Here is a 21,440-nt window from a genome sequence, read left to right on the forward strand (position 1 = left end):
AGCCGCCGCCGGTGTAGGCGCTGTTGTCGGTGTACGAGGGCACCAACCGCTCACGCAGCGACGTCGGCGGCCGATCCCGAAACCCGAACCGAGCCAGTGACCAGGCCCAACCGCGCGGCTCCGGACGTGCGGTCCCCGTGTCGCCGGGGGACTCCGCATCCCCCGGGGGGGCATGCTTTCGGGTCGGCTGATCGGTCGCCACGTCACTCGTCACCGGAGCATCGTATTGACGCGCGGGCGAGACCGGGCGCGCGAAAGGAGAGGATGGCCGCGTGGAACACGAACAGCACACCTCTCAGAGCGGCGTACTCGTACTGGCCGGCACCCCCATCGGCGACGTGGGCGACGCGCCCGCGCGCCTCGCCGCGGAGCTGGGCACGGCCGACGTGGTGGCCGCCGAGGACACCCGCCGGCTGCGCAGACTGGCCGGCGCGCTCGGCGTCGAGGTGCCGGGGCGCGTGGTGTCGTACTTCGAGGGCAACGAGGCGGCGCGCACCCCGGACCTGGTCCGGGCGTTGCGCGAGGGCAAGCGGGTGCTCCTGGTCACCGATGCCGGGATGCCGTCGGTGTCCGACCCCGGCTATCGCCTGGTCGAGGCCGCGGTCGCGGAGGACATCCGGGTGACGGCCGTCCCGGGGCCGTCGGCGGTGCTGACCGCGCTGGCGCTGTCCGGTCTGCCGGTGGACCGCTTCTGCTTCGAGGGCTTCCTGCCCCGCAAGGCCGGAGAGCGGTCCCGACGCCTTGCCGAGTTGGCCGCCGAGCCGCGCACGATGGTGTTCTTCGAGGCGCCGCACCGGCTCGCCGAGTCGCTGGCGGCGATGGCCGAGGCGCTGGGCGCCGAACGGCGCGGCGCGGTGTGTCGCGAGTTGACCAAGACGTACGAGGAGGTCCGCCGGGACACCCTGGCCGAGCTCGCCGTGTGGGCGGAGCCGGGCGTGCGCGGCGAGATCACCGTGGTGGTCGCGGGCGCGCCGCCGGCCGACCCGTCCCAGCTCGGCCCGGCCGACCTCGTCGCGCTGGTGGCCGGACGCGAGGCCGCCGGCCAGCCGCGCAAGGAGGCGATCGCGGCGGTGGCCGCGGAGGTCGGCGTGCCCAAGCGCACGGTCTTCGACGCGGTGGTGGCGGCCAAGGCGGCCCAGGCGGGCAAGTAGGTCGGCCCGGGGGCGTCCGATCGCCCCGACCCACCCCTCCCGAAACGCTCTGTGTACCGATTGCCACCCGGCGTGTCCGGGTCGCTCGTGCCCGCGCACGGCGCGACGGTCAAGCGCGTGCAACGGGCAGGTAGGGCGCTGCACTCGATCGGGTGATGAGTCTTTCGGAATATCAATATTCCGTAGTGCCCCCCGTCAAGGAACCGTTGGGGTCGATACGTCGCCGCCCCCTCGGGCATTCCATGGATACCGGTCACGGGAAGCCCTCGAACCAGTCGGCGGGCCCACCCGTGTGAGGAGGTCGTCATGGAGAACCCGACGGTGGTGCACGAGTCCTACTCCTTCGTCTGTATGTCGTGTGGTCGAGGCTGGGAACGCGACTACGAGATTCACCACGCGACCGATCTGCACGGATTGCGACTGTGCCGCTACTACTCGGAGGGGACCCTTGTGCCGTCCCCGTTCACCAAGCCGGCGTGCGAGCACTGCGACGGCACCCGGCTGCGGATACTGCCCGCCGGACGGGTCGCCTCGGTCGCAGGCACCCCCAAGCCGGTCAAGGCAGTGAAGGCCGTCAAGCCGACCAAGGCCGCGAAGCCGGACAAGGTGCCCGCCCCGCGCGGTGCCTCGCGGTGGCACCTGCCCTCGCTGCACCGCTCCGCCTGACCCCCGTCCGGCCCGCCCGGACGCCGCCGTCCGCCCCCGGGGATACTCGGGGGCGGACGGCGTCCCGCCGGCCGTAGGATTCCGGGTATGGCGGCCACTGGAACCACTGAACACACTGCGGGCGAGCGCACGAAGGCGTTCTATGTCACAACGCCCATTTACTATGTAAATGACGCCCCGCACCTGGGCCACGCCTATACGACCGTCGCAGGCGACGTGCTCACCCGCTGGCACCGTCAGCGCGGCGAGAAGGTGTGGTTCCTCACCGGCACGGACGAGCACGGTCAAAAGATCATGCGCACGGCCGAGGCGAACGGGGTCACTCCGCAGGAGTGGTGCGACAAGCTGGTCACGGAGGCGTGGAAGCCGCTGTGGGAGCACCTGGAGATCGCCAACGACGACTTCATCCGCACCACCGAGCTGCGACACACCGCCCGGGTCCAGGAGTTCGTCCAGGACCTGTTCGACAAGGGCGAGATCTACAAGGGCGGCTACGAGGGCCCGTACTGCGTCGCGTGCGAGGAGTACAAGGCGCCGGGTGACCTGCTCGACGGCGAGGACGGGCAGAAGTTGTGCCCCATCCACAAGCGTCCGGTGGAGATGCTCAAGGAGGAGAACTACTTCTTCAAGCTCTCCGAGTACGGTCCGCGCCTGCTGGAGTTCTACGAGGCCAACCCCGACTTCATCCAGCCTGCCTCGGCCCGCAACGAGGTGCTGCAGTTCGTCCGGCAGGGCCTGCAGGACCTGTCCATCTCGCGGTCCACGTTCGACTGGGGCATCCCGGTGCCGTGGGACCCCAAGCACGTCATCTACGTGTGGATCGACGCGCTGCTCAACTACGCCACCGCCGTCGGCTACGGCGCGGACCAGGCGAAGTTCGAGCAGACCTTCCCGGCCGACGTGCACCTGGTCGGCAAGGACATCCTGCGCTTCCACGCGGTGATCTGGCCCGCGATGCTGATGGCCAACGGACTGCCGGTGCCCGGGCGGGTGTTCGCGAACGGCTGGCTGATGGTCGGCGGCGAGAAGATGAGCAAGTCGAACCTGACCGGCATCTCGCCGCGGCAGCTCACCGACCACTTCGGCGTCGACGCCTACCGCTACTACTTCCTGCGCGCGATCCAGTTCGGCCAGGACGGGTCGTTCTCGTGGGAGGACTTCTCCGCGCGGTACACCTCCGAGCTGGCCAACGACTTCGGCAACCTGGCCTCGCGCGTGGCGGCCATGGTCGGCAAGTACTTCGACGGCGCGCTGCCCGCCTCCACCGCCGACGGGGACGCCGAGGGAGTGCTGCACAGCGCGCTGATCGAGACGGTCTCGCTCGCCGACGACCGGGTCCGCGCGCTCGACTTCCAGGCCGGTCTGGACGCGGTGTTCGGCTACGTGAAGCTGGTCAACGGCTACATCACGGAGCAGGAGCCGTGGAAGGTGGCCAAGGACGACAGCCCCGAGGGCCGGGCCCGGCTGGCCACGATCCTGTACACCTCGGCCGAGTCGCTGCGCGCGCTCGCCGTGCTGCTCAACCCGGTGATGCCGGAGACCGCGCACAAGTTGTGGGACTCGCTCGGCGCCGAGGCCCACCTGGGCGCGCTGGACGCGCAGCACGTGCAGGACGCGGGCCGCTGGGGGCAGTTGCCCGAAGGGGCCGTGGTCACCAAGGGCGCGGTGTTGTTCCCGAGGCTGGAAGAGAAGAAGGCGGACGCGTAGGTGAGCAAGCGCAAGCGGCGGGACGGCGGGCCTCGGGACACCACCCCGCCGCCCGCCCCGGATCCGCTGCGGGTGCCGGTCTGGGACGCGCACACGCACCTGGACCTCCAGGACACGACGCCGGCCGACGCGTTGTCGGCCGCCGCCGCGGTGGGCGTGGACACCCTCGTCCAGGTCGGCATCGACGTGCCGTCCTCGGTCTGGGCGGCACAGACCGCCGCCGCGCACGAGCGGGTGCACGCCACCGTGGCGCTGCACCCGAACGAGGCGCCGCGGATCGTGCTCGGCGACCCCGACGGGTGGTCCGGACAGCGGCGCGCGCCCGGCGGGGCGGCCGCCCTGGACGCGGCGATCGCCGAGATCGACCGGCTCGCCGCGCTGCCGCACGTGCGCGGGGTCGGCGAGACCGGCCTCGACTACTTCCGCACCGGCGACGAGGGTGTGGCCACCCAGCAGGAGTCGTTCCGCCGGCACATCGAGATCGCCAAGCGGCACCGCAAGCCGCTGGTGATCCACGACCGCGAGGCGCACGCCGACGTGTTGCGGATCCTGGCCGAGGAGGGCGCCCCGGAACGGGTGGTCTTCCACTGCTTCTCGGGTGATGCCGAGATGGCGAAGACCTGCGCCGAGCACGGCTACGTGATGTCCTTCGCGGGCAATGTGACCTACCCCAGCGCGCAGCCGCTGCGCGACGCGCTGACGGTGGCCCCGACCGAGCTGATCCTGGTCGAGACCGACGCGCCGTTCCTGACCCCGGTGCCCTACCGGGGCCGCCCCAACGCGCCCTACCTCGTGCCGATCACGGTACGGGCGATGGCCGAGGTCAAGGGCCTGGCCGAGGACGAACTGGCCGCCGCACTCGCGGCCAACGCCGAACGCGCGTTCGCGCCCGCGTAGTTGCCCCACCGGCCCGCCGCGGCCGGTGCGGGCCGGCCGCCCGTCACCGGGACGACCGGGCGGCGGCCGGCCCGCGTCCCGGGCCGGTGTACAGTCCGGTGCTCGTCGGGCGGAACCTCGGCCCGCACCCGGGATCACACCCCCGGACCCGACCCCCGGAAACCCCTCAGGAGCACCCTTGAGTCGTTCCGCCGGCTCCGCCCGCAGGCGTACCTCCGCCCGGGCGGGGAGGGGCGGCAGCCGCCCCGGCCCGTCCCTGCGTTCGCTCGTCCCGCAGGCACTGGTGGTCGCCGTCCTGGTCGGCGGCACCACAGCCTTCGTCGCCTACGACAAGACGGTCAAGCTCGTCGTGGACGGCGAGGAGCGCACCGTGCACACGTTCGCCTCCGACGTCTCCGGGCTGCTCGACCGCCAGGACGTCAAGGTCGGCGAGCACGACATCGTCGCGCCCGGCCGCAAGGCGGGCATCGAGGACGGCGACCGCATCGCGGTGCGCTACGGCCGCCTGCTGACCCTGACCGTCGACGGCCGGCCGCAGCAGGTCTGGGTGACCGCGAAGTCGGTGTCCGAGGCGCTGGAGCAGGTCGGGGTGCGGGCGGACGGCGCCTACCTGTCCGTCTCGCGCGATCTGCCGATCGGCCGGCAGGGGCTCAACCTGGACGTGCGCACCGAACGCGCGATCACCTTCCTGGTCGACGGCAGGACCGTCCCGCTGCGGACCAACGCGGCCACCGTGCAGGCAGCCCTGGACCAGGCGGGCATCGCGATAGGTCCGCAGGACCGGATGGACGTGCCGACCGACGCGTATCCGCAGCAGGGGCAGACCATCTCCATCCTGCGGGTCACCGGCAGCACGGTCACCAAGGACGAGAAGCTTCCGTTCAAGACGGTCAAGCAGGACGACCCGACCCAGTTCAAGGGCACCGAGGAGGTCGCCACCAAGGGCGTGACCGGGCTGAAGCAGATCACCTACTCCTACGAGACGATCAACGGCGTCAAGCAGGAGCCGCGCAAGATCTCGGAGAAGGTGATCAAGGAGCCGGTCACCCAGATCGTCAAGGTCGGCACCAAGGAGATGCCGAACTCGGTGGCCGGGGCCGACCAGCTCAACTGGAACGCGCTCGCGCAGTGCGAGTCGGGCGGCCGGGCGAACGTGGTGGACGGCTCGGGGACCTATCACGGGCTCTACCAGTTCGACGCGCAGACCTGGCAGTCGATGGGCGGCACCGGGGTGGCCAGCCAGGCACCCGCCTCCGAGCAGACATATCGGGCAAAGCTCATGTATGTCCAGCGCGGGGCGAGTCCGTGGCCGCTGTGCGGCAGTAGGCTCTTCTCGTGAGTGATCTTCCCGCGGGACCGGGACTCCTCGGTGCCGCGGACATCCGTGCGCTCGCCGAGGCCCTGGGTGTGCGCCCGACCAAGCAGCTCGGCCAGAACTTCGTGATCGACGCCAACACGGTGCGCCGCATCGTGCGCACCGCCGGGGTGCGGCCCGACGACGTGGTCGTCGAGATCGGCCCCGGCCTCGGCTCGTTGACCCTGGCCCTGCTCGAGAGCGCCGCGCGGGTGGTCGCGATCGAGATCGACCCGGTCCTGGCCCGGCACCTGCCGACCACGATCGCGGCCCGGATGCCGGAGCGGGCGGCCGATTTCGCGCTGGTGCACGCCGACGCCATGACGGTCGCCGAACTGCCCGGCCCGGCGCCCACCGCGCTGGTGGCGAACCTGCCCTACAACGTCTCGGTGCCGGTGCTGCTGCACATGCTCCAGACGTTCCCCTCGCTCGATCGACTCCTGGTGATGGTGCAGTCCGAGGTGGCCGACCGGCTCGCGGCCACGCCCGGCGGCAAGGTGTACGGGGTGCCGTCGGTCAAGGCCGCCTGGTACGCGGACGTCAAACGCGCGGGCGCGATCGGGCGCAACGTGTTCTGGCCCGCGCCCAACGTCGACTCCGGCCTGGTGTCGTTCGTCCGCCGCGATCCGCCGCCGACCACCGCGACCCGCGCGGAGGTGTTCGCGGTGGTGGACGCGGCCTTCGCGCAGCGGCGCAAGACGCTGCGGGCGGCGCTGGCGGGCTGGGCCGGCTCGGCGGCCGGGGCCGAGGAGGCGCTGCGCGCGGCCGGGATCGACCCGCGCACCCGCGGCGAGGCGCTGGGAGTGGCGGAGTTCGCCCGGATCGCCGAGCACCGGCCCGACAGTCGGCCCGACAACCGCCCCCAAGGCGCCCCGAACGGGCCCCGCGACTGAGGGCCGGGTGCCGCCGTCGATACCATCGGCGACGGTGCCGGGGAGTTCGCACGGCCCGCGTCCGAAGAGGCCCGACAGGGCCACGAAGGAGTTCCACTAGCCGTGTCTTCCGTCACCGTCAGCGTTCCCGCGAAGGTCAATCTGCAGCTCGCGGTCGGTGGCGTGCGGCCCGACGGCTTCCACGAGCTGGTCAGCGTCTTCCACGCCGTGTCGCTGTACGACGAGGTCACCGTCACCCCGGCGGAGCGGCTCGTGGTGACCTGTGAGGGCGAGGGCGTCGGCGACGTCCCGCTGGACCACAACAACCTGGCCGCGCGCGCGGCGATCCTGCTCGCCGACCGGCTCGGCCGCGAGCCGAACGTGGGCATCCACATCCGCAAGGGCATCCCGGTCGCGGGCGGCATGGCCGGCGGCAGCGCGGACGCCGCGGCCACGCTGCTCGCGTGCGACACGCTGTGGCGCGGCGACACCCCGCGCCCGATGTTGCGCCGGCTCGGCGCGGAGCTGGGCAGCGACGTGCCGTTCTCCGACCTGGGCGGGACCGCGATCGGCACCGGGCGGGGCGAGCGGCTGGCGTCGGTGCCGACCACGGCGCGCTTCCACTGGGTTTTCGCGCTCGCCGACGGCGGGCTGTCCACGCCCGCCGTCTACGGCGAGTGCGACCGGCTGCGCGAGCTGGCCGGCGAGCCGGTGGGGCCGCCGGAGCCGCGGGCCGAGCTGATCGCCGCGCTGCGGGCGGGCGACGCGCGCGCGCTGGGCGCGAACCTGGTCAACGATCTGCAACCGGCCGCGCTGTCCCTGCGGCCCGCGCTGGCCGCGACGCTCGCGGCGGGCATGGCCGCGGGCGCCGTCGGCTCGCTGGTCTCCGGCTCCGGACCCACCTGCGCGTTCCTGGCGCCGGACCGGGAGACGGCCGGGCTGGTGGCCGAGCGGCTGACCGGATCGGGCACCTGCCGGGCCGCGCGCGTCGCGTTCGGCGCGGTGCCCGGGGCCCGGGTACTGCCGCGCCGGGTCGTTCCGGTGGAGCGCGAGAACACGGTGTAGCGGAGACCGTTAGGCTTGGTCGAATGCGAGCGTTGCGGTATGGCGGTTCGGTCTGATGGCGAACCTGGTCAATCTTGAGTCAGTCGGCAAGGCGTACGTCATGCGCACCCTGCTCGACGAAGTGTCCCTCGGCGTGGCCGAGGGCGACCGGATCGGGGTCGTGGGTCGCAACGGTGACGGCAAGACCACGCTGATCCGGGTGATGGCCCAGCGGGAACCGGTCGATTCGGGCCGGGTCACCCACGTGGGCGGGCTCAGCCTGGGCATCCTCAGCCAGCAGGACGACCTCGACCCGACGGCCACCGTACGGCGGGAGATCGTCGGCGATCGGCCCGAGCACGAGTGGGCGGGCGACGCGCGCATCCGCGACGTGCTGACCGGGTTGTTCGGCGGGCTGTCCATGCCCGGCTTCGAGAGCGGTATCGACTCGGTGATCGGCCCGCTGTCCGGTGGCGAGCGGCGCCGGATCGCGCTGGCCAAGCTGCTGATCGAAGAGCACGACCTGATCATCCTCGACGAGCCGACCAACCATCTCGACGTCGAGGGCATCGCCTGGCTGGCCGGACACCTCAAGACCCGGCGCTCCGCGCTCGTCGTGGTCACCCACGACCGCTGGTTCCTGGACGAGGTCTGCACCCGCACGTGGGACGTGCAGGGCGGCAAGGTGCACGACTACGAGGGCGGCTACTCGGCGTACGTCCTGGCCCGCGCCGAGCGCGCGCGGATCGCGAGCACCGAGGAGACCAAGCGGCAGAACCTGGTCCGCAAGGAGCTGGCCTGGCTGCGCCGCGGCGCCCCCGCGCGCACCTCCAAGCCCAAGTTCCGGATCGAGGCGGCGAACGAGCTGATCGCCGACGAGCCGCCGCCTCGCGACACCCTGGCACTGCGCGGCTTCGCCAACGCGCGTCTGGGCAAGACCGTGTTCGAACTGCTCGACGTACGGATCGAGGCGGGCCCCAAGACCCTCCTGGAGCACCTGACCTGGAACCTGGGCCCGGGCGACCGGATCGGCCTGGTCGGGGTCAACGGCGCGGGCAAGACCTCGCTGCTGCGCGCGCTCAAGGACGCGGCCTACGAGGACCGCCAACCCGCCGCGGGCAAGATCGTGGTCGGACGCACCGTCAAGCTCGCCTACCTCTCCCAGGAAGTCGTCGAACTGCCGGGCACGCTGCGCGTGTTGGAGGCGGTCTCCCAGGTGCGCGAGCGGGTCGAGATCGGCAAGGGCAAGGAGCTGACCGCCGGTCAGCTGTGCGAGCAGTTCGGCTTCACCGGCGAGAAGCAGTGGACGCCGGTTTCCGACCTGTCCGGTGGCGAGCGGCGCCGGTTGCAGCTGCTGCGGCTGTTGATGGACGAGCCCAACGTGCTGTTCATGGACGAACCGACCAACGACCTCGACATCGAGACGCTGACCCAGCTGGAGGACCTGCTCGACGGCTGGCCGGGCTCGCTGGTGATCGTCAGCCACGACCGCTACTTCGTCGAGCGCACCACCGACACGGTGCTCGCGCTGCTCGGCGACCGCACGTTGCGGATGTTGCCGGGCGGCATCGAGGAATACCTCCAGCGCCGGCACGCCGTCGTCGAGGCGGGCGCCACGGCCGCCGCGCCGGTCCGCCGCAGCGGCGGGGACACCCGGGCGGCGAAGAAGGAACTCCAGCGGGTCGAGCGGCAGTTGACCAAGCTGGCCGACCGGGAGAAGAAGGTGCACGACGGCCTGGCCGAGCATGCCACCGACTTCGACAAGGTCTCCGCGCTCGACGCCGAACTGCGCGCGATCCGGGACGAGCGGGACGAGTTGGAGATGCGCTGGCTGGAACTGGCCGAAGAGGCCGAATAGTTCGTAGCGGGATACCCGGCGATGGGACATGTCGGGTATCCCGCGCGTTCGTGGTTCCCCGAATCGATACCCGGTCACCGTCCGAAGCGAGGGTTACCCCGTACCCATCGGTCATATCGGCTGGGTAGTCTGGGGATTACTGATACGGGTGCGCCGCGATGCGCCGCCTCGGACGTGGGGCACGCGCGGTGCGTTGGTAACTAGCTGCGTGGTGACGGGGTGAGGTATCGGCTCCACGCACGGGGGAGTGTGGCAGATGGTGCTCATTGCGGATATCGGTGACGGCGGACCCGTGGGGGTCTCGTCGTCGGACATGCAGGCGCTGTCCGTCGGTCTGGAATCGATGGTGCAGTTCCAGAAGGACGTCCAGCGCGCGCTGGACGACCTGGACGCATCCACCGCGGCACCGCACAAGCTGGTGGACAACCGCGTCGAGCTGGACGCCTCGGGCAACTTCGGCGAGGCGATCCGGCTGTGGTCGGCCTACGTCGACGTGCGCTCGGAGCTGATCGACCTGTCGACGCAGCTCAAGCGCCAGATCGAGGCGATGCAGATGACCGTCCAGTACGTGCAGGGCACGTACGAGGGCAACGAGGCGGAGTTCACCGCCAAGTACAAGGCTCTGCAACAGGACTACGCGAACAACGCGCCGGCTCCCGCGCCGCCGGCGAAGGCCCCCTGAGCGGGGTCCGATTCGACGTGACGGCAACTACGGGGACGGGGTGATGTGATGGTTGCGGATGCGGGCGGTGGCGGTGGGTGGGGAGACGGTCCCACCAAGTTCGACGAGTTTTCGCACGAGGCGCTGAAGAAGATGATCGACGGCGCGCGACCGGCCGAACTGACGGCGTCGGGAAAGGCGTTGCTCGATGCCAAGGAGACGCTGGAGACGCTGACGACGGCGTTGGAGACGCGGATCAGCCGACTGGAGTGGAAGGGCAAGTCGGCCGACGGCTTCCGCGACTGGGCCGGCAAGGTCATGGTCGCGACGCGCAAGTTCGCCGAGCACTCGGGCATGGTCGGCACCGCGATGGACCACGCGGGCAGCGAGTTGAGCTTCGCGCTGCTGACCATGCCGGAGGTGCCGGCGAACGCCAAGGTCATCGTGGACAGCAACGGGGACAGGAAGCTGCTGTGCCAACCCGGCGACAGCCCCGACAAGAAGGTCCTGGTCGAGTCGGCCAAGACCGAGTTGGAGAAGGCGCGCCAGGAGGCCATCCGGCGGATGGAGAGCCTGGGCAGCACCTACACGGTGACCACCGAGACGCTGGCCAAGGCACCGGCGGTGGAATTCCCGCCGCTGCCCGCGCTGCCGCAGGTGACGCACCACGGGGGCGGCGGTACGACCGGCGACCCCCGGCGGACCGGCAACAACTCGACGGTGCGGACCACGACGGGCCGTGACGGCGGGACGCTGATCCCCGGGCACGGGCCCAACGGGGACGGCGGCGTGGTGTACTCCGGCTCCGACGGTTCGGGTTCGAGCGGCTCGGGGTCCGGGGGTGTCGGGGGTCCCGGTGGCTACATGCCGCCGGTCGGTACCGACCTCCAGGGCACCGGTCCGTTCCAGAACGGGCCCACGCCGGTGTTGGACGGTCCCCCCGGCCCCACGGGTCCCGGTCTGCCCGGTCCCGGTGGCAGCGGTCCCTTCCAGCAGAATCCGCCCGGTGGTCTGCCCGGCGGCTTCCCGCCGTTGCCGGCCGGCGGCAAGGTCGGCATTGCGCCCGGTGGCAAGACCGGGGTCACCAAGGCCCAGTTGACCTCGAACCCGCTGCCCGGCAACGGGCGCAACCCCAACGTCCAGTCGTCGACCGAGCCGGTCACCGGCGGTCGGCCCTTCGGGCGCGGTCCGGGCGGCGGCGGTGGCGGCGAGCACCCGTCCGGCGGTCGCTTCGGCGGCAAGCCCGGGGGCGCGGGTGGGCGCCGGTTCACCGGGCAGAGCGGTGGCGTGGTCGGCGGCACTCCGCGTACCGCGAGCGGGGCGGGCCGGTTCTCCTCCGGCGGCACCGGTCTGGCCGGGCGGGCCGGCGCGGGTGCGGGCGGGCAGGCCGGCGCCGGTCGCGGCGGGATGCGCGGCGGCGGCGGGATGGGCGCGGGCGGCGGGGAGCGCGACCAGCGCAACCGGCGGCAGCGCGCCGACTACCTGCGCGAGGAGGAGGAGACGTGGGTGGGCGACCGCACCACGGCTCCGCCGGTGGTGGATTGATCGGTCGGGCAGGACTCGGGGTCGGCCTCATCCGCGTGCGTCGCGGGTGGGGCCGATTTTCGTGCCGGGGGAACGGAACGGGTGGGGCCCGGACTTCGTGCCCGGGGAACAGAAGGGGACGTGGTGGAGGCGGGTGGCGTTCCCTCGCGCAAACGGCAAACACCAAACTCTCGGGCGTTTGGGCAAAACCGCGACGGCGGCCCGAGGCGGGCCGTACGCTGAATCCCGAGTGCCGGTGGTTGCCTGCGCGGCTGTTGGTCCACCCGATGCGCCTGGGCCGCAAGTGACGCCGTAATCGTGGGGCCGTCGGGGATTGTGGGGGCAATAGGGGCAGTTGCGTACGACCGCCGGGGTGGGCGTGGTGCGACGAGGCGGGACGCCTGGCTGCACCGGCGGATCGGTGCCGCGTGTGGTCGGTGCACGATCCGAGGCCGATCACGCTGCTCCTGACCGAGGGGGGCTTGATGGGTCGGAGTTCGGCAGCGACGGACATATCCGGAGCGGGTCTGCGGACCCTGGTCGTGGGGGCCGGGTCGGCGGGCAGCGCGTTGGCGAGGGATCTGTTGCGGACGCCCGAATTCGGGTTGCGTCCGATCGGATTTCTCGACGACGATCCCGACAAGGACGGGGTCCGGGTCGCCGACGCGGACAATCCACAACATTTGCTTCCGGTCCTGGGCGGTCTCGACGCCCTGACCGACGTGGCTTTGGAGCATGGCATCGAGGTGGTCGTCCTGGCCATCCCGGGCCTTCCGCACGAGGAGTTTCGCAAGGTCGCCGCCGGCGCGGCCGCGATCGGCGCTGCGGTGCGGTATCTGCCGTCCTTCCTGGTCGCGTTGCGGCGCGACGTGGTCGGCAGCGACATGCGCATGCTCGACGTCAACCGGCTGATCGGTCGGCAGGAACTGCACGTGGCCTCGGCGTCGGTGCGCGAGGTGATCGCGGGGCGCCGGGTGCTGATCACCGGCGCCGGCGGCTCGATCGGCAGCGAGCTGTGCCGGCAGGTGTACGGCTTCGGGCCGAGCCGGATGTACATGCTCGACCACGACGAGTCCAACCTCCATCGTTTGCAACTGGACGTGTGGGGCGAGGCGTTGCTCGACGACGAGTCGTTGGTCATCGCCGACATCCGGGATCGGCCGCGGATCGAGCAGCTCTTCCACGAACTCAAGCCGGAAGTGGTCTTCCACGCCGCCGCGCACAAGCACCTGCCGCTGCTGGAGCGGCATCCGTGCGAGGCGGTGAAGTCCAATGTGCTGGGTACGGAGAACCTGGTCCGGGCGGCCCTGGACGTCGGGGTCGAGCGCTTCGTGCTGATCTCCACCGACAAGGCGGCGGATCCGGTCTCGGTGCTCGGCGCCACCAAGCGGCTGGCCGAGCTGATCGTGCAGGCGAACACGCAGGCGCCCGGGGTGTTCGCGGGCGTGCGGTTCGGCAACGTGCTGGGCAGCCGCGGTTCGCTGCTGTCCGTACTGGCCGAGCAGTTGCGCGCCGGCGGCCCGGTCACCGTCACGCACCCCGACGTCACCCGGTTCTTCATGACCATCGAGGAGGCCGTCGGGCTGGTCCTGGAGGCGGGTCGGATGGCCCAGGGCGGGGAGATCTTCGTCCTCGACATGGGCGAGCCGGTACGGATCGTGGACCTGGTGCACAAGTTCGCCGAACAGGTGAACCTGCCAGACGTGCCGATCCGGTTCACCGGTCTGCGGCCCGGCGAGAAGCTCAACGAGGCGCTGTTCGCCGTCGGCGAGGAACGACTGCCCACCGAGCACCGGCGGATCCAGGCGACGGTACCGCCGGGACAGGCCCTGGACGCGGTGGTCCGGCTGCCGGAGCTGTACGAGGCGGCGGCGGTCAACGACACCAAGGCGGTGCGGGCGCTGCTGTCCGAACTGCTGCCGGGGTACACGACACCGGCGCCGAGCGTGGTCGAGGTGGTGTCCGCACCGTATCCGGACGACTTCTAGACGGTTTCCGAACACCGTTGGGACGGTGATCCCGTGACCGGTGGGGTGGGAGGCGCAGTACGGTGGCGGTGAGGCCCCTGTGCTGCGAAAGGCGGATCCTCCGTGATCGACCCCGAACTGAAGACGGCCCTGGACGCGATGCTCGGCGACCCGGAGCACTGGGTGCACGTGGGCACGGTGACCCCGACGGGGGAGCCGCACGTGACCCCGGTGATGCTGGCGTACGACGACGAGTACCTCTACCTCAGCCTCACCGGTCGCACCAAGAAGGCGAACCTGGAACACGATCCGCGGGTGTGCCTGTCGATGGCGCGCGATGGCGACATCGCGCACGTCATCGTGTGGGGCGAGGTTGCCATGCGCGAGGACGAATGGGCGCAGGAGCGCTGGGAATTCGCCATGCGGCACATCCTGGGCGAGGCGGGGCTGGCGCAACAGCAGCGCCCGCTGTCCCGGGAGGGCACGAGTCTGGGCGTGGTCACCCCCAAGCGCTGGCGGGTGTTCGGTCTGGGTCCGGGGCCGGGATCATGACGTCGCCTCGGCCGCGCCGGGCCGCCTCCTCGTCCACGGCGTGTTGGATCCCCGCCTGGGCGAACAACACCGAGGCCACGTAGCACGGCAGGGCGATCAGCCCGGCGACCGGCACCACATCCTCGGCTCGCATCAGACCCATGGCGATCCCGAACAGCGCGAGGCTCAACGGCAACCAGCGCCGCCATGCGGCGAGTTCGTACATCCGGACGACCGTGCCCGCGCGGACGAGAACGCCCCCGCCGGCCACGGAGACGAAGACAATCGCGAACAACTCCACGCGGAACCAAGCCCTTTCCGGCTTGTGACTGAAAACGATTGATCCCAGCAAACCAGAAGTGGCCGGAAAGTGCCGCCTGTTACGGCGGGAGTGGGCCCTGGGGGTTGGTGGGTGGGTGTGGTGGATGGGCCCGCGCGAGTTCTGTGCGAGTCCGGCGCGCCCTGCGCGCGTGCGGCATGGCCGGGGTTCGGCGGCGCGGCTCGTTGTTGTCCGGTTTGCCGGGTTCGGTGAGTGGATACAGTCGAACCGGGAGGCCCGTGGTGACAGACGGTACCGACGCGGTGGCGGCGGATGTGTGGATCCTCGATCGGCCCGACGGGACCGACCGCACCGGCACGCCCTGGGAGACGACGGCGCTGAGTGCCGAACTGACGGGACGCGGGCTGCGGGTCGAGGCGGTCGACTGGGCCGGTCTGACCCCGAGTTGTGTCCCGGCGGGGGTACTGCGCGAGGACGGGCGCTTCGAGGTGCCCCGGCTCGCGGTGGTGTGCTCACGGGTGCTCACCCGCCACCCCTCGGGGCATCTGGCCGACGAACTCGCCTGGCTCGGGCTGTTGGCCGATGCCGGCACGCGCCTGGTCAACCCCGTGGGCAGCCTCGGTGCGTACGACAACAAGGTGCGCCAGATCGCGGCCCTGGCCTCCGCCGGATTGCCGGTGCCGGACACGCGGGTGGCGCGCACCCCCGAGGACGTGGACGCGTGTCTCGGCGCATGGCAGGACGTCGTGGTCAAGCCGCCGTACGGGCATGCCTCGGTCGACGTCCTGCGTCTGCGGGCCGCGGGCTCCGACAGTCCGCATCCCGGGGGGCTCGGTACCCGTCCGGGAATCCTGGTGTGGCACCTGTTGGAACGCCACCGCGCGCTGTGTGTGCAGCGCTTCGTCACCAACCCCGGGCGCGACCTGCGGGTCGTGGTCATCGGGTCGCGGGTCGTGGCGTGCTACTTCCACGTGAACACCGCGCCCGACGGCAACACCCATCACCCGCTCTACCCGCACGGCTGGGCCGCGGCCGAACTCCCGCCCCGGGTCGAGAAACTCGCGCTCCGCGCGAGCGCGACGCTCGGTCTGGACGTCGCGTCGGTGGATCTGCTGGAGGGGCCCGACGGTCCCGTGATCATCGAGGTGAATCCCAGCATCTCGCGGTGGCGATCGATCGAGGGAACCGAGCACGACCGCTCGCCGCACGGGATCACGCACGCCTACGCGGATTTGTTGTGCGGTCTGCTGTGCGCGTGAACGGCGGCGTGGGCCGGCCGCCGGTTCGGGCCGGTCGGCCACGAAGGTCAGGAGGACCGGCATCGTGCCCGCGACAACGCGTCATTCCCTGCGCCGTCCACCCGCGGGGCCCGGATCCCATGTCTGGCCGGGTCTCGACGAGTCGTTCGCGCGACACACGGCTCGGCTGGCGCATACGCCGCAGGGCCGGGAGCTGACCCGTTCACTGGTCCTGTGGGACGGGGCCGCCCAACGGCCGCGCCCACTGGGGCCGCCGCTGTGCCTGCGACCGGGACTGCGTTCGGAACTGGACGCCTTCCTCGCCGCGTACCACCGGCTGATCGAGACCATCCTGAGCGCGTACGACCACGATCCGCGACTGCGCCGTGTGCTCACCGTGCCCGAGCCGCTGCGCGAGGAGGTCGCCGCCGCGCGCGATCACCGTGTACATCTGATGCGGCTGGATCTGCTGCCCCATCCCGACGGAGGGCTGCGGGTGCTGGAGACCAACGCGAACTGCCCCGCCGGCCTCACCGCGGCGGGCCGGGGCCGGGCCGCGTGGCGGGTGCTGCTGACCCGAAACGGGGTCGCGCTGCCCGCGCCGCTGCCCGCCGACATGCCCACCTGGACCGGCAGTTGGCTGGCCGATCTGGCGCTGCGGCACACCGGGGTCCGACCGCGCTCGGTGGCCCTGCTGTGTCCGCGGGGGGCCAATCGCAACGAGATAAACGACTACGAGGCCGGCCTGACGGCGATCGGGATCCGCGTGGTGCACGCCGATCCGCGCGATCTGCGGATCGACCCCGGCGGTACCACCGTCGTCGACGGGGAGCCGGTCGCGCACGCCTACGCCAAGATCTCGACGCGGGACCTGCTGCGGATGGGCGCCGACGCGCTGCCGTACCTGCGGGCGGTGCGGAAGCGGAGCCTCTTCGTCCAGAACGGGCTGCGCGGTCGATTCCTCGGGGACAACAAACTCTGCCTGGCCGTGTTGTCGGACCCGCGGTTCGCCGGCCTGTTCGGCGCGGCCGACCATCGACGTGTGCGGCCGGCCATCCCCTGGTCACGCAACATCGCGCTGTGCGACGGCGCCGTTCTGCGCGCCGTGGGCCGTGACCGGGAGCGCTACGTCCTCAAGCACCCGCTCGACACGCGAGGTCGCGGGGTCGTCATCGGCCGGGAATCCTCGGACGCCGCCTGGGCCGGCGCCGTGGAGCACGCCGTCGAGTCCGGCTGGCTGGTCCAGGAGTACGTGCCCGCCCCGCGCGCGCCCGCCACCCCGAACGGGTCGGGCCGACGCCACGACCTCGCCCTCGGCGCCGTCGACGGCCGCCTGGTCTCCGCCTTCGCCCGCACCGGCCACGACGCACGCCTGAATGTGGCGCGCTCGGGCCGGTTGCATCCGGTGTACCTGTGACGGTGTGGCGGGGGTGTGGGCCGGGTGTGCGTCAGCCGCCTTGGCCGGCGCTGCCCATGGGGCCGACGGTGACGGCGGAGCCGGTGCCGTCGGTCACGGGGAGGGTGGCGGCGCCGGGCCAGGGGATGTCGGCGGCCTTGGTCTCTCCGGGCGGGGTGACGAGCAGGCCGGTGATGCGGACGCCGGAGCCGCCGGAGTCGTTGCTCGGGTAGTGGATGCCGAAGGAGATCGAGGTGTCGCGCTTGAGGGTGATGGGGAAGACGGGTTCGCTGGTGCGCTTGGCGGAGATCGGTCCGGCGGTGGTCTTGAGGTCGACGCCGGCGAAGCCGTACATGGAGCAGTCGCCGGCGAGGTTGTTGAGGGTGACGGCCACGGTGCGGTTGCCGTCGCCGTCGATGGTGACGTCGTCGGCGAGGAAGCTGAGGTCGTCGGTGCGGCACTTGGCGGGGCCCCCGGAGCCGGACTTGCCGCCGCCGGTGGTGGTGCCGGTGGCCTTGTTCGGCGTGACGGAGGTCTGCCCGGAGTCCTTGACGGTGGAGCCGGAGCCGGTGGAGGTGTTCCCGCCTGCCTGGTTGCCGCCGGTGGTCGAGGATCCGGGTGCGGACGGCTGGGTGACGGCCTGGCCCGCCGGAGCGGCGGCGGGCGGGTTGCCCTGCGCGGCGTTGCCCGAGTCGGTGCCCTGGCACGCCGTCATCATCATCGCGCCGCCGACGACGGCGGCGGAGAGGAGGAAGGCCCTGCTGCGGTTCCCGAACATTGAACGTCCCCTTGGTATCCGGTGATCGAAGCCCGGGGCCGGCGAGGCCCCGCGGTGCTTGCTCGATCACTATTGCGAGGTCGCACAGCCGGGCGATACGGGAGTCGTCGACCCACGACGGCGCTGTCACAGACCGGTGACATGGTCACCAAAGAGAACAGCCAAGCCCGCCGGCCCCCCGCGCGGCCCCACTCCAACACCACGTTTGCCCTGGTGACACCCCTCAGGACGCCCTCCGGCCGCAGGTGTTACAGAAGGTTGGTCGCCCGACGCCGACCCCTGAAATCCCGCGCCCGCGTTGGCGATCATGTGCAACAGCCCGTTCAACGCGCCCAACCCGAGCTACTCCCCAGCCGGTTGCGCTGCCCGCACTCACCACGAACGGACTCCGCCGAGAAACGCACGCCACGCAGCAGAAGGCATGGTGACTATCGGTCCGTAGGCGAGCTTGGAGTTGTGGCCCACACCTTCAATTCCGCTTCCCGGGCCCTCTTCGCGATGAGTTCGATGGACTCGTCCACCGGGAGGGCAGCCGCTTGCAGATGAGCGTAAACCAGCGAATAGGCGGCGAGACAGGTTGAATCGGAGGTCCACAGACGTCCGGTGATGAACTCTCGATAGACAACGCTCTCCCGCCCGAAGTCGTACCAGGTGAACGGGCCGGCGTTGAGCCCCGGATGCGCACCCACATCGTCGGGAAGTACCTGAAGGCGCATGTCGGTTCTTTGCGATAGAACGACCAGTAGGTGCCCGAGTTGATCGGTGAGGGTCTGCCAACCGCCGACCGGGTTGCGAAGTGCCGAATCGTGGATGACGAACCACAGAGAGCCTTCTACGTACGAGAACCTCCCGACATGCCCGAGCCGTTTCACTCGGCGCTGCGCACGAAGGAGGACTTCGTCCTGCGGCATCAGCGGCGAACCGGCTCGAATGATGGTGAAGGCGTACTCGAACGTCTGCAGCAGACCGGGAAGCAGGGTGGGTAGGTAACACCGCTGGGACACCGCAGATCGTTCCGCCTCCAGCAGCCGACCGTAGTGAACGCTCTCCGCAACCTCATCGGACTCGGTAAGCCACCATCCCGGCTGCGCGCGGTCTCCCTCGGACTCGCGGAAGGCGCGTCCCGCACCGCTGTCGGACCGTTCGAGACCCGCCATGCGCGGAGGTCGGACAAAGCCGAGGCGATCCAGTGGCACGCCGAACAGGGTTTCCAGCACACGCTCGTAATCGGGCGTCGGCCAGGGCGGGTTCGCCGACTCCCAACGCCGGACCTGCCGCACGCTCACATCCAGCCGCAACCCCAACCCCGCCGCGCACTCCCGAAAGGCCGCCGAGAGATGCCGCTCGCGATCCACCCGCGCGCGTGGCGGGCGCGAACGAGCGCCGGATTGCCGGGTTTCGCCGTCATGACGTGCCACCCCCGAGGGCTGCATGAACCAATACCGGCCACGCTACCGCCGATATGGCCACGTTTACGCCGGAATCACGATCTGCCCCTCCCTGTCCCCACCACGTCCCCCTGAAGTCCCCACCCCAACAGATCGGCCGCCGACGCGGCGGCGACCAAAACCCCCGGCGTCATGCTCCGCTGCACGAGAGGGTGACGACCTCCGGGTGAAAACACCCAGGTCGGTCTGGTCGAGGCCGCCGGGGTGCCTTCCCGGGTGGGCGGGGTGTTTCCGGCGTGCGTTGCACCTTGGGTTGCGGGTGGCTGGTGCGGGGTTGGTCCGCGTCGGTGGTGGGCCGCTGCCGGCGGGCGGGGCTCCGAGACTGGGGGCTTTTGGCGAGGCGGGTGTGTTGGTCGGCGAAAAAGCACCCGGCGGCGGCGGGCGGGGTGGGGGCTCGGGTTGGGTTCGCCGGGCGTGCGTTCCCGAGTGGGTCGGGTGCTTCCGGCGTGCGTTGCGCTTTGGGTTGCGGGTGGCTGGTGCGGGGTTGGTCTGAATCGGTGGTGGGCCGCCGCCGGCGTGCGGAGCTCAAAGACTCCGGTCTCTCGGTGAGAGGGGTGTGTTGGTCGGCAAAAACAAGCCAGCAGCCGGGGCAGGGCGGGTGGTCAAGTCGAGTTCCCCGAGGAGCCTCCCCGGGTGGGTCGGGGTGCTTCGGGGGTGTGGGGAGGAGAGTTGGGGTTCGAAACCGGATCGCGATGGGTGGTTGTGGGCTTCGAGCTTCGGTGACCTGCGGTTTTGCGGGGTCGGGGCGGAAAGTCGGGCGTCGGGTGCCGGTTTCGTGCGCTCCGACACCCTCAACGCCGCCGTAAAGACCAAAACCGCCCAATCGCCGCCGACTTCGAGCGCTGCGACCACGCAGAGGCTGTTGAGGAGACCGAAAGTGCCCAGCGGGAGCCGAAACCGGATCCCGAAGCACTGGAAACGGCTTCCCTTCCTGCTGACCTGCGGTTTTCTCTCATGCCGAGACCACGGCACCTCACGCCGTCCGGTTTCGCGAACTCTCGCCCCCACACACGCCCACCGCACCTCGAAACGCCCTGCCCAACCCACTCGGGAAGGCTCGCGGACGACTTGACCCGACCACCCTCCCGCTCCCTCGCTGCCAGCCGGTTTTCGCCGAGCAAGGCGCCCGTCTCGTCGGGGCCCGGGTCTTGGAGCCCCGCATGCCGGCGGCGGCCCATCACCGACTCAGACCAACCCCGCACCAGCCACCCGCAACCAATGGCGCAACGCCCGTCGGGAACACCGACTCACTCGGGAAGGCCGGCCAGCAGGCTCGACCCGAGCGTCCTCCCCGCCCGCCGCTGCCAGCCGGATTTCGCCGAGCAACGCGGCCGTCTCGTCGGGAGCCCGGGTCTTGGAGCTCCGCATGCCGGCGGCGGCCCATCACCGACTCAGACGAACCCCGGACCAGCCGGCCGCAACCACAAGCGCAACGGAGGACGGAAGCACCCGACCCACCCGGGAAGGCACGGTGGCGGACTCGACTCGACCCCTCACCCTGCCCGCCGCTGCCAGCTGGTTTTCCGGTGACCAACGCGGCCGTCTCGTCGGGAGCCCCGGGTCTTGGAGCCCCGCGCGCCGGCGGCGGCCCACCACCGACTCAGACCAGCCCCGCACCAGCCACCCGCAACCCAAGGCGCAACGCCCGCCGAGAACGCCCGACCCACCTGAAAAGGTGCCCAGCGGATGCAACCCGAGCGTCCTCCCTGCCCTCGCCGCTGCGAGCCGGCGTGCGGCGAGCAACGGGCCCGTCTCGTCGGCAGCTTCGGGTCTCCGAGCCTCGCACGCCGGCGGCAGCCCGCCCCGCGACCCAGAGCAGCTCCGCACCGGCACACCGCAGCCGCAGCGCGGACACAAGAGGCGTCTCCGCCGACTGCCACAGCCAAGCCACGGCCCACAGCCACAGCCACAGCCGAAGCCGAGGCCGCTGCTGCTGCGGGCGGTCTCCCTCGGTGTCCCGGTCTTTCGCGCCGCTAGTGCTGTGACCGGAAACGTTCACCGGGTGGCCGGTGGTCGTGATGGTCTGCGTGCCGGTTGGATGTCATGGACATCCAACCGGCGACAGGGG

General features: G+C 71.1%; 18 protein-coding genes. 14 read left to right on the forward strand and 4 right to left on the reverse strand.

What is annotated here, in order from left to right:
* Positions 1 to 214, reverse strand: a 214-nt coding sequence (locus ACH4XV_RS47945) for a hypothetical protein (protein ID WP_395800867.1), incomplete at its 3' end; no start/stop codon positions are given.
* A gap of 58 nt (positions 215 to 272) precedes the next feature.
* Here ACH4XV_RS47945 and rsmI point away from each other — a divergent pair.
* The 12 genes from rsmI to ACH4XV_RS48005 all read left to right on the forward strand — a co-directional run bounded on the left by rsmI (position 273) and on the right by ACH4XV_RS48005 (position 14,253).
* Positions 273 to 1,151, forward strand: coding sequence for a 16S rRNA (cytidine(1402)-2'-O)-methyltransferase (gene rsmI, locus ACH4XV_RS47950; protein ID WP_380037509.1), 879 nt, complete (start codon positions 273 to 275; stop codon positions 1,149 to 1,151).
* 306 nt (positions 1,152 to 1,457) lie between these two features.
* Entirely contained in the window at positions 1,458 to 1,817 is a 360-nt protein-coding gene (locus tag ACH4XV_RS47955; RefSeq protein WP_395800869.1) for a hypothetical protein, read from the forward strand.
* A gap of 87 nt (positions 1,818 to 1,904) precedes the next feature.
* The gene (metG, locus tag ACH4XV_RS47960; protein WP_380014076.1) at positions 1,905 to 3,524 is read left to right on the forward strand and encodes a methionine--tRNA ligase; all 1,620 of its coding nucleotides are present in this window, start codon (positions 1,905 to 1,907) and stop codon (positions 3,522 to 3,524) included.
* Positions 3,525 to 4,421, forward strand: coding sequence for a TatD family hydrolase (locus tag ACH4XV_RS47965; RefSeq protein ID WP_395800872.1), 897 nt, complete (start codon positions 3,525 to 3,527; stop codon positions 4,419 to 4,421).
* Positions 4,422 to 4,599: 178 nt separating this feature from the next.
* Entirely contained in the window at positions 4,600 to 5,760 is a 1,161-nt protein-coding gene (locus tag ACH4XV_RS47970; protein WP_395800874.1) for a ubiquitin-like domain-containing protein, read from the forward strand.
* Positions 5,757 to 6,668: a 16S rRNA (adenine(1518)-N(6)/adenine(1519)-N(6))-dimethyltransferase RsmA gene (gene rsmA, locus ACH4XV_RS47975; protein WP_395800876.1), complete on the forward strand. Its 912-nt coding sequence runs from the start codon at positions 5,757 to 5,759 to the stop codon at positions 6,666 to 6,668. Before ACH4XV_RS47970 ends, rsmA begins: the two co-directional genes overlap by 4 nt.
* A 102-nt stretch (positions 6,669 to 6,770) precedes the next feature.
* The gene (locus tag ACH4XV_RS47980) at positions 6,771 to 7,712 is read left to right on the forward strand and encodes a 4-(cytidine 5'-diphospho)-2-C-methyl-D-erythritol kinase (protein ID WP_395800878.1); all 942 of its coding nucleotides are present in this window, start codon (positions 6,771 to 6,773) and stop codon (positions 7,710 to 7,712) included.
* 52 nt (positions 7,713 to 7,764) lie between these two features.
* Positions 7,765 to 9,549, forward strand: a complete 1,785-nt coding sequence (locus ACH4XV_RS47985; RefSeq protein WP_380014301.1) for an ABC-F family ATP-binding cassette domain-containing protein — start codon at positions 7,765 to 7,767, stop codon at positions 9,547 to 9,549.
* Between the two features lie 256 nt (positions 9,550 to 9,805).
* On the forward strand, positions 9,806 to 10,231 hold the full coding sequence (locus ACH4XV_RS47990; protein WP_395800880.1) for a hypothetical protein: 426 nt from the start codon (positions 9,806 to 9,808) through the stop codon (positions 10,229 to 10,231).
* 48 nt (positions 10,232 to 10,279) lie between these two features.
* Complete coding sequence (locus ACH4XV_RS47995) at positions 10,280 to 11,755, forward strand: WXG100 family type VII secretion target (protein ID WP_395800882.1); 1,476 nt, start codon at positions 10,280 to 10,282, stop codon at positions 11,753 to 11,755.
* A gap of 464 nt (positions 11,756 to 12,219) precedes the next feature.
* On the forward strand, positions 12,220 to 13,722 hold the full coding sequence (locus tag ACH4XV_RS48000) for a polysaccharide biosynthesis protein (RefSeq protein WP_395800884.1): 1,503 nt from the start codon (positions 12,220 to 12,222) through the stop codon (positions 13,720 to 13,722).
* 102 nt (positions 13,723 to 13,824) lie between these two features.
* Entirely contained in the window at positions 13,825 to 14,253 is a 429-nt protein-coding gene (locus ACH4XV_RS48005; RefSeq protein ID WP_078975872.1) for a pyridoxamine 5'-phosphate oxidase family protein, read from the forward strand.
* Here the strand turns inward: ACH4XV_RS48005 and ACH4XV_RS48010 are convergent.
* On the reverse strand, positions 14,201 to 14,533 hold the full coding sequence (locus ACH4XV_RS48010) for a hypothetical protein (RefSeq protein WP_395800886.1): 333 nt from the start codon (positions 14,531 to 14,533) through the stop codon (positions 14,201 to 14,203). The two genes, ACH4XV_RS48005 and ACH4XV_RS48010, sit on opposite strands and share 53 nt — an antisense overlap.
* Positions 14,534 to 14,793: 260 nt before the next feature.
* Here ACH4XV_RS48010 and ACH4XV_RS48015 point away from each other — a divergent pair, with 260 nt between their 5' ends.
* Together ACH4XV_RS48015 and ACH4XV_RS48020 are read left to right on the forward strand one after the other, a co-directional pair.
* Positions 14,794 to 15,771, forward strand: coding sequence for a RimK family alpha-L-glutamate ligase (locus tag ACH4XV_RS48015; protein ID WP_395800888.1), 978 nt, complete (start codon positions 14,794 to 14,796; stop codon positions 15,769 to 15,771).
* Between the two features lie 64 nt (positions 15,772 to 15,835).
* Positions 15,836 to 17,167 carry a hypothetical protein gene (locus ACH4XV_RS48020; protein ID WP_395800890.1) on the forward strand — a complete coding sequence of 444 codons (1,332 nt, stop codon included), beginning with the start codon at positions 15,836 to 15,838 and terminating at the stop codon, positions 17,165 to 17,167.
* Positions 17,168 to 17,198: 31 nt separating this feature from the next.
* Here ACH4XV_RS48020 and ACH4XV_RS48025 read toward each other — a convergent pair whose 3' ends face one another.
* Together ACH4XV_RS48025 and ACH4XV_RS48030 are read right to left on the reverse strand one after the other, a co-directional pair.
* Entirely contained in the window at positions 17,199 to 17,924 is a 726-nt protein-coding gene (locus tag ACH4XV_RS48025; RefSeq protein ID WP_395800892.1) for a DUF4232 domain-containing protein, read from the reverse strand.
* A gap of 428 nt (positions 17,925 to 18,352) precedes the next feature.
* Positions 18,353 to 19,342, reverse strand: coding sequence for a DUF5753 domain-containing protein (locus tag ACH4XV_RS48030; protein WP_395800894.1), 990 nt, complete (start codon positions 19,340 to 19,342; stop codon positions 18,353 to 18,355).
* Between the last annotated feature and the right edge of the window lie 2,098 nt (positions 19,343 to 21,440).

The sequence above is a fragment of the Embleya sp. NPDC020630 genome (assembly GCF_044334985.1).
GTDB lineage: Bacteria > Actinomycetota > Actinomycetes > Streptomycetales > Streptomycetaceae > Embleya.